Origin of the sequence: Salinispora oceanensis, assembly GCF_000383575.1 — a bacterium.
Classification (GTDB): domain Bacteria; phylum Actinomycetota; class Actinomycetes; order Mycobacteriales; family Micromonosporaceae; genus Micromonospora; species Micromonospora oceanensis.
This window is the reverse complement of sequence record NZ_KB911579.1, coordinates 361,253-377,392: the sequence shown is the minus strand read 5'-3', so window position 1 is coordinate 377,392 and position 16,140 is coordinate 361,253. Positions and strand designations below refer to the sequence as shown.

12 protein-coding genes are annotated in these 16,140 nt (G+C 71.6%); 11 read left to right on the top strand and 1 reads right to left on the bottom strand.

Annotated features, from left to right (window positions below; translation table 11 throughout):
* The first annotated feature begins 85 nt into the window (after positions 1 to 85).
* The 3 genes from hisI to SALPAC4_RS0101485 are packed head-to-tail and all read left to right on the top strand — an operon-like array spanning position 86 to position 2,693.
* On the top strand, positions 86 to 526 hold the full coding sequence (hisI, locus tag SALPAC4_RS0101495) for a phosphoribosyl-AMP cyclohydrolase (RefSeq protein ID WP_019868858.1): 441 nt from the start codon (positions 86 to 88) through the stop codon (positions 524 to 526).
* Positions 523 to 2,076, top strand: a complete 1,554-nt coding sequence (locus tag SALPAC4_RS0101490) for an anthranilate synthase component I (RefSeq protein WP_019868857.1) — start codon at positions 523 to 525, stop codon at positions 2,074 to 2,076. The genes hisI and SALPAC4_RS0101490 overlap by 4 nt, the downstream gene beginning before the upstream one ends.
* 23 nt (positions 2,077 to 2,099) lie before the next feature.
* The gene (locus tag SALPAC4_RS0101485; RefSeq protein ID WP_050565010.1) at positions 2,100 to 2,693 is read left to right on the top strand and encodes a Trp biosynthesis-associated membrane protein; all 594 of its coding nucleotides are present in this window, start codon (positions 2,100 to 2,102) and stop codon (positions 2,691 to 2,693) included.
* 14 nt (positions 2,694 to 2,707) lie between these two features.
* Here the strand turns inward: SALPAC4_RS0101485 and SALPAC4_RS0101480 are convergent, their stop codons facing one another.
* Positions 2,708 to 2,941: a hypothetical protein gene (locus tag SALPAC4_RS0101480; RefSeq protein WP_018730779.1), complete on the bottom strand. Its 234-nt coding sequence runs from the start codon at positions 2,939 to 2,941 to the stop codon at positions 2,708 to 2,710.
* 457 nt (positions 2,942 to 3,398) lie between these two features.
* Here SALPAC4_RS0101480 and trpC point away from each other — a divergent pair, with 457 nt between their 5' ends.
* From trpC to SALPAC4_RS0101440, 8 genes are all read left to right on the top strand, one after another.
* On the top strand, positions 3,399 to 4,202 hold the full coding sequence (gene trpC / locus SALPAC4_RS0101475; RefSeq protein ID WP_027644870.1) for an indole-3-glycerol phosphate synthase TrpC: 804 nt from the start codon (positions 3,399 to 3,401) through the stop codon (positions 4,200 to 4,202).
* A gap of 33 nt (positions 4,203 to 4,235) precedes the next feature.
* Complete coding sequence (gene trpB, locus SALPAC4_RS0101470) at positions 4,236 to 5,468, top strand: tryptophan synthase subunit beta (protein ID WP_018736226.1); 1,233 nt, start codon at positions 4,236 to 4,238, stop codon at positions 5,466 to 5,468.
* Between the two features lie 4 nt (positions 5,469 to 5,472).
* Positions 5,473 to 6,276: a tryptophan synthase subunit alpha gene (trpA, locus tag SALPAC4_RS0101465; RefSeq protein WP_019868854.1), complete on the top strand. Its 804-nt coding sequence runs from the start codon at positions 5,473 to 5,475 to the stop codon at positions 6,274 to 6,276.
* A 103-nt stretch (positions 6,277 to 6,379) separates the two neighbouring features.
* Complete coding sequence (lgt, locus tag SALPAC4_RS0101460) at positions 6,380 to 7,477, top strand: prolipoprotein diacylglyceryl transferase (RefSeq protein ID WP_019868853.1); 1,098 nt, start codon at positions 6,380 to 6,382, stop codon at positions 7,475 to 7,477.
* A gap of 14 nt (positions 7,478 to 7,491) precedes the next feature.
* Entirely contained in the window at positions 7,492 to 8,679 is a 1,188-nt protein-coding gene (locus SALPAC4_RS0101455; protein WP_019868852.1) for an FAD-dependent oxidoreductase, read from the top strand.
* Positions 8,680 to 8,868: 189 nt separating this feature from the next.
* Positions 8,869 to 13,590 (top strand): glutamate synthase large subunit, encoded by a 4,722-nt coding sequence (gene gltB, locus SALPAC4_RS0101450; protein ID WP_019868851.1) that lies wholly within the window; start codon positions 8,869 to 8,871, stop codon positions 13,588 to 13,590.
* Positions 13,583 to 15,088: a glutamate synthase subunit beta gene (locus tag SALPAC4_RS0101445; protein WP_019868850.1), complete on the top strand. Its 1,506-nt coding sequence runs from the start codon at positions 13,583 to 13,585 to the stop codon at positions 15,086 to 15,088. Before gltB ends, SALPAC4_RS0101445 begins: the two co-directional genes overlap by 8 nt.
* Before the next feature lie 195 nt (positions 15,089 to 15,283).
* Positions 15,284 to 16,081, top strand: coding sequence for an SGNH/GDSL hydrolase family protein (locus SALPAC4_RS0101440; RefSeq protein WP_027644869.1), 798 nt, complete (start codon positions 15,284 to 15,286; stop codon positions 16,079 to 16,081).
* The last annotated feature ends 59 nt before the right edge of the window (positions 16,082 to 16,140 follow it).

Below are 16,140 nucleotides of genomic sequence, written 5' to 3'. Positions count from 1 at the left end.
CTCAACAGTAGTTGAATTCTGTTGGGTGAGCAAGGCATATGGGTCCCCTACCCGCCGCCCGTCGGGTATCGGAGAATGGGTGACTATGCCCGTACCTGACGCGCCGTCGCCCGGCGCCCTGCCCGGCTCGGACCCGAGCGGCGGTCCGGCCCGGCCGTCCCACCTGGACCCGACCATCGCCGCGCGACTGCGCCGGACGTCGGACGGGCTCCTCGCCGCGGTGGTCCGCCAGCACGGCTCCGCCGAGGTGCTGATGCTCGCCTGGATGGATGACGAGGCGCTACATCGGACGCTGACCACCGGCCGGGCCACCTACTGGTCCCGCAGCCGCGGTGAGTACTGGGTCAAGGGCGCGACCTCCGGCCATCACCAGTACGTCCGCGCCGTCGCCCTCGACTGTGACGGAGACGCCCTGCTGGTCGATGTCGACCAGGTCGGCCCGGCGTGTCACACCGGCCGGCGAAGCTGCTTCCACAACGACCTGCCGGTCACCGGCGGGTCCGGCGAACGGCAGGCCCAGTCATGACCGACGGCACCGTCCGTCCGGACGCGACGACCTTCGCCGAGCAGGCCGCCGGGAGGCGGGTCGTGCCGGTCACCCGGCGGCTACTCGCCGACGCGGAGACGCCGGTCGGCGTCTACCGCAAGCTGGGCGGCGGTCCGGGCACCTTCCTCCTCGAATCTGCCGAGCAGGGCGTGGGTTCAACCGGCATGACCTGGTCCCGGTACTCCTTCATCGGGGTTCGCAGCGCGGCCACACTGACCGAACGCGCCGGCGTGGCGGTGTGGACAGGGCAGCCCCCCGCGGGGCTACCCACCACCGGGGACCCGGTCGCAGTGCTTCGAGAGACCGTCGCCGCCCTCGCCGGGCCACCTCCCGACGACACGGCCGGGCTGCCGCCGCTGACCGGCGGTATGGTCGGCTACCTCGGGTACGACCTGGTCCGGCACTTCGAGCGGCTGCCCGAGCGCACCGAGGACGACCTCGGCCTGCCGGCGCTGGGAATGATGCTCGCCACTGATCTGGTGGTGCTCGACCACTATGACGGCTCGGCGCTCCTGGTGGCCAACGCCATCCTCCCGCCGCCGGAGGCGCCGGATCGGGCGGCGGCGGCCACCGCCGCGTACCACCACGCGGTCGGGCGGCTGGACGCGATGACCGCCGCGCTGTCCCGGCCGATTCCTCCGATGGCCTCCACCGTTGGCGCCGCACCCGTCGGGGACGTGCACTGCCGTACGCCCGAGGGTGGCTACCAGAAGGCGGTGGTGGCGGCCAAGGAGGCGATCCGGACCGGTGAGTGCTTCCAGATCGTGCTGTCGCAGCGTTTCGAACGGGCGACCGACGCCGACCCGCTCGACGTGTACCGGGTGCTGCGGACCACCAACCCCAGCCCGTACATGTACCTGCTGCGCTTCGATGGCTTCGACATCGTCGGTTCCTCTCCCGAGGCGCACCTGAAGGTGGCCACCGAGGTGGACGGGGAGCGGCGTGCCCTGCTGCATCCGATCGCCGGCACCCGGCCGCGCGGTAGCTCGCCGGAGGCCGACGCCCAACTCGCCGCCGAACTGCTCGCCGACCCGAAGGAGCGCTCGGAGCACGTGATGCTGGTGGACCTGGGCCGCAACGACCTGGGGCGGGTCTGCCGACCTGGCTCGGTCGAGGTGCCCGAGTTCGCCACGATCGAGCGGTACAGCCATGTGATGCACATCGTCTCCACGGTGATCGGCACACTGGCCGCGGACCGCACCGCCTTTGACGCGCTCGTCGCGACCTTCCCGGCGGGCACCCTCTCCGGTGCCCCCAAGGTGCGGGCGATGGAGTTGATCGAGGAGTTGGAGCCGGTACGGCGGGGGCTCTACGGCGGCACCGTGGGCTACTTCGGCTTCGGCGGCGACCTCGACATGGCGATCGCGATCCGTACCGCCCTGATCCACGGCGGGCGCGCCCACGTGCAGGCCGGCGCGGGCGTGGTGGCGGATTCGGATCCGGCCGCCGAGGAGCAGGAGACGCGGAACAAGGCTGCCGCCGTGCTGGCCGCCATCGCCGCGGCCGAGACTCTGCGTGCGGCCCGGTGAGTGCCCGGGACGAGGCCGGCCCGGTGAGTGCCCGGGACGAGGCCGGCCCGGTGACTGCCCGGGGCGAGGCCGGTCCGGGGCGGCCCCAGGCGGGCCGCCGGGAACTGGTCTACGCCGTGCTCCTCGGGGTAGCCGGAGCGGGCCTTTCGATGTGGGCGGTGACCCGACCCTGGGTGGTCGAGCTGGCGCCCCGCCCCGCCCCGTTGCCGCCGGTCCGCGTTGCCCGCACCGGTGCGCAGCTACTTCCCTGGCTGCCCGCACTGGCCCTGGTCACCCTCGCCGGATGGGGTGCGGTGCTGGCCACCCGGGGGCGGGTCCGGCGGCTCCTGGGCGGCGGGCTGACCGGGCTTGCGGTGGCGGTGGCGGCCGGTGGCGGATATGGCCTGCTCGGGGGGCTCAACGGCGCGGTCAGTCGGCAGTGGCCGCTGCTCTGCCTGATCGGCGGCGGATGCGCCGCGGCCGCCGGCGTGCTGACCGCGGCCCGGGGGGACCGGTGGTTGGTGATGGGCGCTCGATACGAGCGGTCGGCGGGGTCGGTGCCCGGCCCGGTGCCGGGCCGGAGCACCAGGGACGCCTGGGACGCGCTGGATCGGGGTGCCGATCCGACGGACGACTGACGCTGACCGCCGACTCAGCCCATCGGCCGCGGGTCGCGGTTCGCGGTGAGCTCGGCGACGATCCGGTCCAACTCGGCCCGCTGGTCGGCGCGGGCCCGGTCGGCGCAGACGGCCTCCCACGCGTTGCCTCGTGCGGTGCGCATCTGCGCCTCGCCGACCACGGCCCGTTCGAGCGTGTGCACCACGCCGACGGCGAGCGAGGCGACCGTACGGGAGATGGTGGTGAGGTCGATGCTCTCAGTGCTCATGATCAATCCCGGAGATCGTTGGGTGGCGCGGGCGGATGCCGAGTCGAGTTTGCCCGAGGGAGATGCTCGTCGACTCACGTTTCGTTGGGGTGTCCGCCGCGTCAACTCTGCCTCCGTGGCCCTGACCTGGGAAGAGTCCATTGGCCTTGAGCTTGCTCACAGCCCCGGCCCGGGTTACCCGGCCTGCCGGATAGGATCACATCAATACCCAGGATGACCGCGGCCGATGATCATCGGCCTCGATCGGCGACCCGGAGGTGATGGCTGTGTGTGAGCTCACCTTCACTGGAAGTTGGGCATTATGCCGCAAGCCAATTCGTGAGGAGCGCCATACCCCCGGCGGCCTGCATCGGGTACGCCGCCTAGCATCGGCCCATGACGCCCGGAGAGGGGAGCGTTGGTGACTGCGGAGCATGCGCACGCGGAAGGAAGCGACGCCGGTTCGGCGAAGCCCAGCGTGCTGGACGAGATTCTGGCCGGAGTACGCGAGGATGTGGCTCGGCGGCAGGAGCAGGTCCCGCTGGACCGCATTCGAGAGCTGGCTGCTGCCGCTCCGCCGCCGCTTGATGCGTACGCGGCCCTGCGTCGGCCCGGCGTGGCGGTGGTTGCCGAGGTGAAGCGCTCCTCGCCGTCCAAGGGACGGCTGGCGGAGATCGCCGACCCGTCCGACCTCGCCAGCGACTACGCCGCCGGTGGGGCCCGGGCGATCAGCGTGCTCACCGAGGGGCGCTGGTTCGGTGGTTCGCTGGATGACCTCGCCGCCGTCCGGGCTGCGGTCGATGTACCGGTGCTGCGGAAGGACTTCGTGGTCTCCAGCTACCAGGTGCATGAGGCGCGGGCGCACGGCGCCGATCTGGTGCTGCTGATCGTGGCGGCGTTGGAGCAGAAGGTGCTGGTTGGCCTGCTGGAGCGGATCGAGTCGCTGGGCATGACCGCCTTGGTCGAGGTGCACGACGAGGAGGAGGCGGACCGGGCGTTGGAGGCCGGCGCCCAGGTGATCGGCGTCAACGCGCGCGACCTGCGTACGCTGGAGGTTGATCGTTCGGTCTTCGAGCGGATCGCGCCCGGCCTGCCCAGCAGCGTTGTCAAGATCGCTGAGTCGGGAGTGCGCGGGCCCCACGACCTCATCCGGTACGCGTCGGCCGGTGCCGACGCGGTCTTGGTCGGCGAGGGCCTGGTTACCCAGAAGAGCCCCCGCGAGGCGGTGGCCGAGCTGGTCAACGCTGGTAACCACCCGGCGACACCCCGTCCGGTGCGCTGAACGCGCTGGGCGAACAGAACGAAGGGAGCCGCGATGAGCGTCGACACGCCCGCCGCGACCGGCCGATACCCGGACGCTGCCGGTCACTTTGGCCGGTTCGGCGGCCGGTTCGTCCCCGAGGCTCTGGTGGCCGCGTTGGACGAGCTCGACGGCGCCTGGCGTACCGCGATGGGGGACGAGTCGTTCCAGACCGAGTTCGGCGCCCTGCTTCGCGACTATGCCGGCGCCCCCTCGTTGCTCTACCCCGCCCGGCGGCTCTCCGCCAGGATCGGCGCCCAGGTGCTGTTGAAGCGGGAGGACCTCAACCACACCGGGGCGCACAAGGTGCGCAACGTGCTCGGCCAGGCGCTGCTGACGAAGCGGATGGGCAAGCGGCGCGTCATCGCCGAGACCGGGGCCGGCCAGCACGGGGTGGCCACCGCCACCGCTGCCGCCCTGTTCGACCTCGAGTGTGTGGTCTACATGGGTGAGGTGGACACCCAGCGGCAGGCGCTGAACGTGGCGCGCATGCGGATGCTGGGCGCCACCGTGGTGCCGGTCACCACCGGGTCCCGCACCCTCAAGGACGCGATGAACGAGGCGATGCGGGACTGGGTCGCCAACGTCGACAACACCCACTACCTGATCGGTACGGCGGCCGGCCCACACCCCTTCCCCGCCCTGGTCCGCGATTTCGTCCGGGGCATCGGCGACGAGGCCCGCCAGCAGTGCCTTGACCTGGTCGGTGCGCTGCCCGACGCGGTCACCGCCTGCGTCGGCGGCGGCTCCAACGCGCTCGGCGTCTTCCATGCCTTCGTTGACGACCCGAGTGTGCGCCTGTACGGCTTCGAAGCCGGCGGGGACGGGCCGGCGACCGGCCGGCACGCGGCCAGCATCACCGGTGGTTCCTCGGGTGTGCTGCACGGGACCCGGACCTACGTGCTTCAGGACGCCGATGGTCAGACCATCGAGTCGCACTCGATCTCGGCCGGGTTGGACTACCCGGGGGTCGGGCCCGAGCACGCCTGGCTGCACGACACCGGCCGGGCGACGTACCGGCCGGTGACCGACGCCGATGCGATGGCCGCCTTCGAGTTGCTCTGCCGTACCGAGGGCATCATCCCCGCGATCGAGAGCTCCCACGCGCTGGCCGGCACGGTCGCGATCGCCCCGGAGCTCGCCGCCGAGCTGGGCCGGGAGCCGGTCGTGGTGGTTAACCTCTCCGGCCGTGGTGACAAGGACGTGCACACCGCCGGGGAGTACTTCGGCGTCCTCGACAAGGAGTGACAGCGTGAGTCGCATCGGGGTTGCGTTCGACCGGGCCCGGGCCGAGGGCCGGGCCGTCCTGGTCGGCTGTATGCCCGCCGGTTTCCCGACCGTTGAGGGCAGCATCGCCGCGATGACCGCCATGGTCGAAGCGGGCGTGGACGTCATCGAGGTGGAGATTCCATACTCCGACCCGGTGATGGACGGTCCGGTGATCCAACGGGCCAGTGACATCGCCCTGGCCGGTGGGGTCCGGGTCGCCGACACGCTGCGCATTGTTGACGCGGTCGCCGCCACCGGTGCGCCCGTGGTGACGATGACCTACTGGAACCCGGTCGAGCAGTACGGCGTTGACGCCTTCGCCCGGGACCTCGCCGCAGCGGGCGGCACCGGGCTGATCACGCCCGACCTGATTCCCGACGAGGCGCAGGAGTGGCTGGCCGCCTCCGACGCGTACGGGCTGGACCGGACCTTCCTCGTCTCGCCCTCCTCCACTGACGCTCGGCTGCGGATGACCGTCGAGCACTGCCGGGGATTCGTGTACGCGACCGCGATCATGGGGGTCACCGGGGCCCGTGAGCAGGCTTCGGCGGCCGCTCCGGTGCTGGTGTCCCGGGTCCGGGCGGTCACCGATCTGCCGGTCGGCGTTGGCCTCGGGATCGGCACCGGGGAGCAGGCCAGTACGGCGGCCGGATTCGCCGACGGGGTTATCGTCGGCAGTGCCCTGATTCGCTGCCTGCTCGATGCCGCGAGTCTGCCGGCGGGTCTGACCGCCCTGCGGGAGCTGAGCGCCGAACTCGCCGCGGGCGTCCGGAAGCCGGCCTCCTGACGCCCGCCCCGCGGTCACCGGCCCGGCACTCCGGAGATGAGCGCCACCGGCCCCGCGGGCCGGGGTGCCACGGTAGGGCCGAACGGCGGTAGCCTGTGCACTCGTGACCCTCGCCTCGCAGACCCCTTTGGCGGCCCTGCCCAGTCCGACCACCGCGGTGTGGCAGCTGGGCCCGGTGCCGATCCGTGCGTACGCGCTTTGCATTCTCCTCGGCATCGTGGTGGCCTGCTGGGTCACCGAGCGACGGCTGCGCCAGCGCGGGGTGGCGCCGGGGGCGGTGCTCGACATCGCCGTGTGGGCGGTGCCGGCCGGCATCATCGGCGCCCGGATCTACCACGTGATCTCCTCACCGGAGAAGTACTTCGGCACCGGTGGCGATCCGCTCAAGGCCTTCGCCATCTGGGAGGGAGGTCTCGGTATCTGGGGTGCCGTGGCCGGTGGCGCGCTTGGTGCGTGGTATGCCGCTCGTCAGCTCGGTATTCCGCTCGTGGTGGTGGCGGACGCCCTCGCCCCGGGACTGCCGCTGGCCCAGGCGATCGGGCGGCTCGGCAACTGGTTCAACAACGAGCTCTACGGCGGGCGCACCACCCTGCCCTGGGGCCTGGAGATCCACCGGATGGACCCGGAGGCGGGCCAGGCCCTGCGCGACGACGCCGGGACACCGATCCTCGAGGCGGGTCTCTACCATCCGACGTTCGCCTATGAGGCGTTGTGGAACCTGGGTGTGGCCGCCCTCGTCTTCCTCCTCGACCGGCGGCTGAAGCTGGGCCGCGGCCGGGCCTTCGCGCTCTACGTGCTGGGCTACACGGCCGGCCGGTTCTGGATCGAGATGATCCGCACCGACGAGGCGAACACGATCCTCGGCGTACGGCTGAACGTCTGGACCGCGGCGGTGGTCTTCCTCGCTGCGTTGATCTACTTCCTGCGGGTGCGTGGACCGCGCGAGTACCTGATCCCGATCCGCGAGGTGCCGGCGTCCGCCCCCGAGTCCGACGTGTCGCAGGTCGACCTCTCCGCTCGCGAGGCGAGTGCCCGGTCGGCGGCGCCGGAGGGCTACCAGGTGGTCAACGAGGAGCAGTTCCGGCACTGGCAGGAGACGGGCGAGACAGCGTCGCGGCCGGAGAGCGGGGGCTCGGGTGACGACCCGCCCACTGACCGGTCGGCGGATGCCGCCCCCTCCGCCGACCAACGCGACAGCTGAGCGAGGAGGGCCGCATGCGTAGCGCGGTCGTGGTCGGCGCCGGTGTCGGTGGCCTTGCGGTCGCGGGTGCGTTGGCGCGCTCCGGCTGGCAGGTCACGTTGGTCGAGCGCGCCGACCGGATCCGTCCGGAACCCACCGCGGTGGTGCTCTGGCCCAACGGGGTGCGCGCACTGCACGCCCTCGGTCTCGGGGCCGGGCTCGACGCGATCGCCACCCCGCTGTCGAGCAGTGGAGTGCGCCGACCCGACGGACACCAGCTGGTGCGGCCCCGCCCGGTCTCGGCGGACCGAAGCCCGGTGGTGGTGCACCAGGAGGACCTACACGACGCGCTCATCGCCGGGCTGGGCGAGGGGGTTGAGTTGCGGACCGGCGTGACCCTCCGTTCGGTTCGCGCGGAGCCGGGCGCCCGTCCGTCGGTCGGTGACGGCCGGCACACCTACGAGGCAGACCTGGTGGTTGCCGCCGATGGCCTCGACAGCGTGGCTCGCGCGCAACTCGCACCGGAGGCGGCGGTGGTCAGTTGTGGCTCGGCCGCGTGGCGGGCGGTGATCCCGTGGTACCGGGCGCCCCAACTCTCCGCCGACGTGCCGCCAACCGGGGAGATACTCGGTGCCGGATACCGCTTCATCTACGTGTCGCTGGGCGAACGGGGCTCGTCCGGGGCTTCCAGCCGTGGCGGGATCTACTGGGTGGCCACCGCCGCCGGTGCGCCTCGGCCGGAGTCGCCGGAGACCCAGCTCGCCCTGCTGCGTCGCTGGTACGCCGGCTGGCCCGCACCCATCGCCGAGCTGCTCGACGCCACCGACCCGGCCGACTTGGTCCAGCGCGAGATCCGTGAACTTCGTCCGCTACCCCGCACGTACGGCTTCCCCACCGGTCCGGGCGGGGCGGTGCTGCTCGGTGACGCGGCGCACGGCATGCCCCCGCACCTGGGGCAGGGGGCCTGCCTGGCCTTCGAGGACGCCGCCACCCTGGCCGCGCTACTCCGTGAGTCCCGGCTGCCGGACGCGGTCGCCGCCTACGACCGGACCCGACGGCCCCGGGTGGCGGCGACGGTTCGGCAGACCCGACGGATGTCGGCGGTGCTCCAGACCCGTGGTCGGCTTGCGCTCCGCGCCCGCGACGCTGTCCTCGGTGCCCTCACCCCTCGGCTGCTGGGGCGTGCCGGCACCACCGCTGACCAGTGGCATCCCCCGTCCTGACCAGGTCCGGATGCCGTCCGGCCGGGGAGCCGGCCGAGGTGGTGCGAGCGAGTATATTTCTCACACTCTGGAAGGTGTGATCAATCTGCACTGGCCTTGGGTGGCCCCCCCTAACGTAGACTCAAATGACCCTTGAGGGCCGACGTCGTCCCGACCAAGTTTCAGCCTGAGTGACGACAGGAGGCCCGGGTGGCCGTTCCGTACCCGCACCGCATCCCGCAGCAGGTCCCGCACTCCGGCCCGAACGGGTCCACCGCCGGGCTCTACGACCCCGCGTACGAACGAGACGCGTGCGGGGTGGCGTTCGTGGCGGACCTGCGCGGCCGGCGGTCGCACGAGGTGGTGGCGAATGGGCTCGCCGCGCTGCGTCGGTTGGACCACCGGGGTGCCCGGGGTGCGGAGCCGAACACCGGCGACGGCGCGGGCATCCTGATTCAGGTGCCGGACGCGCTGCTGCGCGCGGTGGTGGACTTCCCGCTGCCCCCGATCGGTGAGTACGCGACCGGCCTGGTCTTCCTGCCCGACGACGACGAGGCCGAGCTGCGGGCCCGCCGGGTGGTGGAGAAGTACGCGTTGGTCGAGGGCGCCGACCTGCTTGGGTGGCGGGACGTACCGGTGGATCCGGCGGGCTTGGGCGCGACGGCGCTCGCGGCGATGCCCCGGGTCCGGCAGCTCTTCGTCACCGCGCACCGGCTCACCGACTCGGCGACGGGCCGGGCTGGTTCCCGGTTGACCGGCATCGAGCTGGAGCGGGTGGCGTACTGCGTCCGCAAGCAGGCCGAGCGGGAGTCGGCGGAGCGCGGCGTGCCGGCGTATTTTCCGTCGCTCTCCGGCCGCACGATGGTCTGGAAGGGCATGCTCACCCCGGACCAGCTGCCGGAGTTCTACCCGGAGCTGACCGACGAGCGGATGCGCAGCGCCATCGCGCTGGTGCACTCCCGCTTCTCCACGAACACGTTCCCGTCCTGGCCCCTGGCGCACCCGTTCCGGTTCATCGCCCACAACGGCGAGATCAACACCATCCGGGGCAACCGCAACTGGATGCAGGCGAGAGAGTCGATGCTCGCTGGTGGCGCCGGTGCGGCGCTGCCCGGCAACATTCGTCGGATCTTTCCGGTCTGCACGCCGGGGGCATCCGACTCGGCCAACTTCGACGAGGTTTTGGAGCTGCTGCACCTGGCGGGGCGAAGCCTGCCGAACGCGGTGTTGATGATGATTCCGGAGGCCTGGGAGAACGATCCGGACATGCCCGCTGACCAGCGGGCCTTCTACCGGTTCCACGCCAGCCTGATGGAGCCCTGGGACGGGCCGGCGTCGGTGGCGTTCACCGACGGCGAGATCGTCGGGGCGGTGCTGGACCGCAACGGCCTCCGTCCCGGCCGTTGGTGGCAGACCTCCGACGGGCTGGTTGTGCTCGGCAGCGAGGCGGGCGTGCTGGATCTGGATCCGGCCACCGTGGTCGCCAAGGGGCGCCTGCAGCCCGGTCGGATGTTCCTGGTGGACACCGTGGGCGGCCGGATCGTGCACGACGACGAGATCAAGGCCGAGCTGGCGGCGGCCCAGCCGTACGAGGAGTGGCTCCACGCCGGCCTCATCGAGCTGACCGACCTGCCGGCCCGGGAGCACATCGTCTACACCCACGACTCGGTTCGTCGCCGGCAGCAGGCGTTCGGTTACACCGACGAGGAGCTGAAGATTCTCCTCGCGCCGATGGCGCGGGTCGGGGCCGAGCCGATCGGGTCGATGGGAACGGATACCCCGATCTCCCCGCTGTCCACCCGGCCCCGGCTGCTCTACGACTACTTCCATCAGCTCTTCGCCCAGGTCACGAACCCGCCGCTGGACGCCATCCGAGAGGAGCTGGTGACCAGTCTGCAGACCACGATCGGGCCGGAGGGCGACCTGCTCGAGCCGGGGCCGGCGAGCTGCCGGCAGCTTGTGCTCCCCTATCCGGTGATCGACAACGACGAGCTGGCGAAGATTCTCTCCATCGACGAGGACGGGAACCTTCCCGGATTCAAGGCGGTCCGGGTCTCCGGCCTGTACCGGATCCGGGAGGGCGGCGCGGGCATCCGGGCGCGGCTGACCGAGATCTGTCGGCACGTCTCCGAGGCCATCGAGGACGGCGTACGCATCCTGGTCCTCTCCGACCGGGACTCCAACGCCAACCTCGCCCCGATCCCGTCGTTGCTGCTCACCGCGGCGGTGCACCAGCATCTGGTGCGGGAACAGACCCGGACCCAGGTGGACCTGATCGTGGAGTCCGGCGACTGCCGGGAGGTGCACCACGCGGCCGTGCTGGTCGGGTACGGCGCGGCGGCGGTCAACCCGTACCTGGCATTCGAGTCGGTGGAAGACATGATCTCGACGGGGGCGCTGGTCGGCGTCGAGCCAGGCACTGCGGTTCGCAACTACGTCAAGGCGCTCGGCAAGGGCGTTTTGAAGATCATGTCCAAGATGGGCATCTCGACCGTGTCGTCGTACTGCGGCGCCCAGGTCTTTGAGGCGGTTGGGCTGGACAGCCAGCTGATCGAGCGGTATTTCCGGGGCACTCCCAGCAAGATCGGCGGGGTTGACCTGGACGGGATCCACGTTGAGGTCGCCGCTCGGCACGCCTTCGCCTGGCCGGAGCCGGGGACGGCGACGACCGACCGGCTGGATGTCGGCGGCGAGTACCAGTGGCGGCGTGAGGGTGAACTGCACCTGTTCAACCCGGAGACCGTCTTCCTGCTCCAGCACGCCACCCGCAGCCGGCAGTACGACGTGTTCCGGGCATACACCTCGAAGGTTGACGCGCTGGCCGCCCAGGGAGGTGCGCTGCGGGGCCGGTTCACGCTCCGTACCGGAGTGCGCCCGCCGGTGCCGATCGAGGAGGTCGAGCCGGCCAGCGAGATCGTTCGGCGCTTCGCCACCGGCGCCATGTCCTACGGATCGATCTCGGTGGAGGCGCACGAAACCCTCGCGATCGCGATGAATCGGCTCGGCGGCAAGTCCAACACCGGCGAGGGTGGTGAAGACGTCGAGCGACTACATGATCCGACCCGCCGCTCCGCGGTCAAGCAGATCGCCAGCGGTCGGTTCGGGGTCACCACCGAGTACCTGGTGAACGCCGATGACCTGCAGATCAAGATGGCGCAGGGCGCCAAGCCCGGCGAGGGCGGCCAACTCCCCGGCAACAAGGTCTGGCCGTGGATCGCCCGGACCCGCCACGCCACCCCGGGCGTCGGCCTGATCTCTCCGCCACCACACCACGACATCTACTCCATCGAGGACCTGGCCCAGCTCGTGCACGACCTCAAGTGCGTCAACCCGGCGGCACGGGTGCACGTCAAGCTGGTCAGTGAGGTCGGGGTGGGTACGGTGGCGGCGGGTGTGGCGAAGCTGAAGGCCGACGTCATTCTCATCTCCGGGCACGACGGCGGTACCGGTGCGTCCCCGCTGAACTCGCTCAAGCACGCGGGGACACCGTGGGAGCTGGGCCTGGCCGAGGCGCAGCAGACCCTGCTGCTCAACAAGCTTCGGGACCGGGTCACCGTGCAGGTGGACGGCCAGCTCAAGACCGGTCGGGACGTGCTGGTCGCGGCCCTGCTCGGGGCGGAGGAGTTCGGTTTCGCCACCGCCCCGCTGATCGTCGAGGGCTGCGTGATGATGCGCGTCTGTCACCTGGACACCTGCCCGGTCGGCATCGCCACCCAGAACCCGGTGCTGCGCGAGCGATTCACCGGCCGGCCGGAGTTCGTGGAGAACTTCTTCCTCTTCCTCGCCGAGGAGGTCCGTGGGTACCTCGCCGAGTTGGGTCTGCGCTCGATCGACGAGGCGATCGGCCGGACCGAACTGCTCGATGTCGCGCCCGCGGTTGACCACTGGAAGGCGGCCGGTATCGACCTGAGCCCTGTCCTGCGCCTGCCGGAGCTACCCGAGGAGACCGCGCGGCGGGGTGTTCGTGCCCAGGACCACGGCCTCGGGGCGGCGTTGGACAACGAGCTGATCGCGCTCGCCGAGCCGGCGCTGCGCTCCGGCACTCGGGTGCGGACGCGGGTGTCGGTGCGTAACGAGCACCGCAGCGTCGGTGCGATGCTCGGTGGCGAGGTGGTCCGTCGCCACGGCGGGGCCGGCCTGCCCACCGACACGATCGAGTTCGACCTGCGCGGCACCGTCGGGCAGTCGTTCGGTGCGTTCCTGCCGTCCGGCGTCACCCTGCGCCTGCACGGCGACGCCAATGACTATGTCGGCAAGGGCCTCTCCGGTGGCCGGCTGGTGCTCCGTCCGGACCGGGCCGCGCCCTTCGTCAGCGCGGAGGCCGTGCCGGGCCGGCGGGCGGAGGATCAGATCATCGCCGGCAACACCATCCTCTACGGCGCCACCGCGGGTGAGGTCTTCCTCCGTGGTCGGGCGGGGGAGCGGTTCGCGGTGCGTAACTCCGGGGCGGCTGCTGTCGTCGAGGGCGTCGGTGACCACGGCTGCGAGTACATGACCGGCGGTACCGTCGTGGTGTTGGGGTCGACGGGGCGGAACTTCGCGGCCGGGATGTCCGGTGGGACCGCCTTCGTGTGGCGGCTGGATCGTCGGCGGGTCAACACGGAGTTGGTGGACCTGACACCCCTGAGCGAGCAGGAGCAGGCAACCCTCTACGACCTGGTCCAGCGGCACTACACCGAGACCGACTCCGCGGTCGCCGAGGACTTGCTCAAGCGTTGGTCGGAGGCGGTGGCGGAGTTCACCGCCGTGGTGCCCCGGGACTATCGCCGGGTGCGGGAGATCATGCGGGCCGCCGAAGCCGCCGGCTACGACGTGGACGACGCGGTGATGAGCGCCCTGGCGGCGCCGGCAGCGGAGCCCGCCTCGTCCGCACCGTCCACGCCGGTGTCGCCCGTCGCGCGGGTGGCCGTCCAGGAGGTAGCTCGTGCCTGATTCGTTTGGTTTCCTGCGGTACGACCGGCAGCTTCCCGCCCGCCGGCCCGTGCCGGTGCGGATCATGGACTGGCGGGAGGTCTACCCACCGGCAGGTGAGGAGCTGATCCGGGAGCAGGCCACCCGCTGCATGGACTGCGGCATCCCGTTCTGCCACGACGGCTGCCCGCTGGGCAACCGCATCCCGGACTGGAATGACCTGGTCCGCACCGGTGGCTGGGACGCGGCGGTGGAGACGCTGCACGCCACCAACAACTTTCCGGAGTTCACCGGTCGGCTCTGCCCGGCGCCCTGCGAGGCGGCCTGCGTACTCGGCCTCGGCGGCCAGCAGCCGGTCACGATCAAACAGGTCGAGGTGGAGATCGCCGACGCCGCCGTGGCCCGCGGCGGGCTACGGCCCTGGTCGGTGCCGCCCGCCAGTGGCCGGTCGGTGGCGGTGGTCGGCTCCGGGCCCGCCGGGCTCGCCGCCGCGCAGCAGTTGGCCCGGGCCGGGCACGCGGTCACCGTGTACGAGCGGGACGACGCCCTCGGCGGCCTGCTGCGGTACGGCATCCCGGACTTCAAGCTGGAGAAGCACCACATCGACCGGCGGCTGGCGCAGCTCGCCGCTGAGGGGGTGCGCTTCCGGACCGGGGTGGAGGTCGGTGTCGACGTGACCGCCGAGCAGCTGCGGGCCGAGCACGATGCGGTGCTGCTCGCCTGCGGTGCCCTGGCCAGCCGGGACACCCCGGCAACTCCCGGGCGATCGCTGCGCGGGGTGCACCAGGCGATGGGGCACCTCGTCGCGGCCAACCGGGTGGTCGCCGCCGCGGGGGACCATCCTCCGGCCGCCGCGGTGCTGCCGGACGGCACGCCGATCGACGCGGCTGGCCGGAACGTCGTCATCATCGGTGGCGGGGATACCGGTGCGGACTGCCTCGGCGTCGCCCACCGGCAGGGTGCCGCCGCGGTGTACCAGCTCGACCTCTACCCGCAGCCGTCCCGGGAACGGGACGAGGCGCGGGATCCGTGGCCGACCTGGCCGTGGATCCTGCGGGAGTACCCGGCGCACGAGGAGGGCGGGGAGCGGGTCTTCGCCGTCGCCGTGCAGGAGTTCGTGGATGACGGCAGCGGGGCGGTGCGGGCGGTCCGGATCGCCGAGGTGAGGGTGGAGAAGAGTGCTGGCCGGCGGGTCGTCACCCCAGTGCCGGGCACCGAGCGGGAGCTGCCGGCCGACCTGGTCCTGCTGGCGATCGGGTTCGACGGCACCGAGCCGCAGCCGCTGCTTGAGCAGCTCGGGGTTTCCCGCAACGAGCGGGGCGCGGTGGCGGCCCGTTCGGACTGGCAGACCGACGTGGACGGCGTCTTCGTCGCCGGGGACATGCACCGGGGCGCGTCGTTGATCGTGTGGGCGATCGCCGAGGGCCGGGCCGCCGCAGCCGCCATCCACTCGTACCTGGACGGGCGGGGTTCGCTGCCGGCGCCGGTGGGTTCGGACGCTCGGCCGCTGGCCGGCTGAGGACGGCGGGCTGCCGTGGCTGGGCTAAGGACGGTTGGCTGGGCTGCGGCCGGCCGGCTGCGGGGATCGGAGCGGTGCCGCATCCCATTCACTTTAGCGAATTGCTTCGGTAGCATTACCGGCTAGTAACAAGCTCTACCCTGGCCACGCGCGCGGTCTCTGGGCTCCACCACCCCCGGCCCTGTGGAGGTCCACATGCCACCCCGTGCACCCGCCCGCGCCCTGGCGGCGCTGGTCGCCCTCTGCGTCGCCGTCGTCGGCGCAGTGCTGGTTCCCAGCGCCGCGCAGGCCGCGACCATCAACTACGTCGCGCTCGGCGACTCGTACTCCAGCGGCGTCGGCGCCGGCCCGTACGACGGGTCCATCTGCCTGCGCAGTCAGAAGTCCTACGCCCCGCGCTGGGCCGCGGCGAACGCGGTGACCAGCTTCCAGTTCCCGGCCTGTGGTGGCGCGGTCACCGCCGACGTCATCAACAGCCAGGTCGACTCGCTCAGCGCCAGCACCACGATGGTGACGGTCACCATCGGTGGTAATGACACCGGCTTCGCCAGCGTGATGCTTACCTGCCGGTTCGGCAGCACCTCGTCCTGCTCGGAGGCCATCGACGAGGCGAGGGACTTCGCCCAGACCACCCTGCCTGGCCGGCTGGACGCCACCTACGCGGCGATCCGGGACCGGGCGCCGAACGCCCAGCTGATCGTGCTCGGCTACCCGCGACTCTTCGAGACCGGCTGGTGCGGCCTGTTCGGGATGAGCGCCACCAAGCGGCAGCAGCTCAACGAGGCCGCTGATCTCCTCAACAGCATCACCGCCGGCCGCGCCGCCGCGGCCGGTGCCACCTTCGCCGACCCCCGTTCCTACTTCGCCGGCCATGGCGTCTGCGGCGACGAGCCCTGGATCAACGATGTCACCGGGATCATTGAGGCATACCACCCCAACAACGAGGGCTACCGCGACGGCTACCTGCCGGCGCTGAACGCCGTCACCGGCTGAACCGGCTCGCCGGTCGGCAGTCCCTGGTGGACTGCCGGCCGGCCGTGGGGGCAGGTACG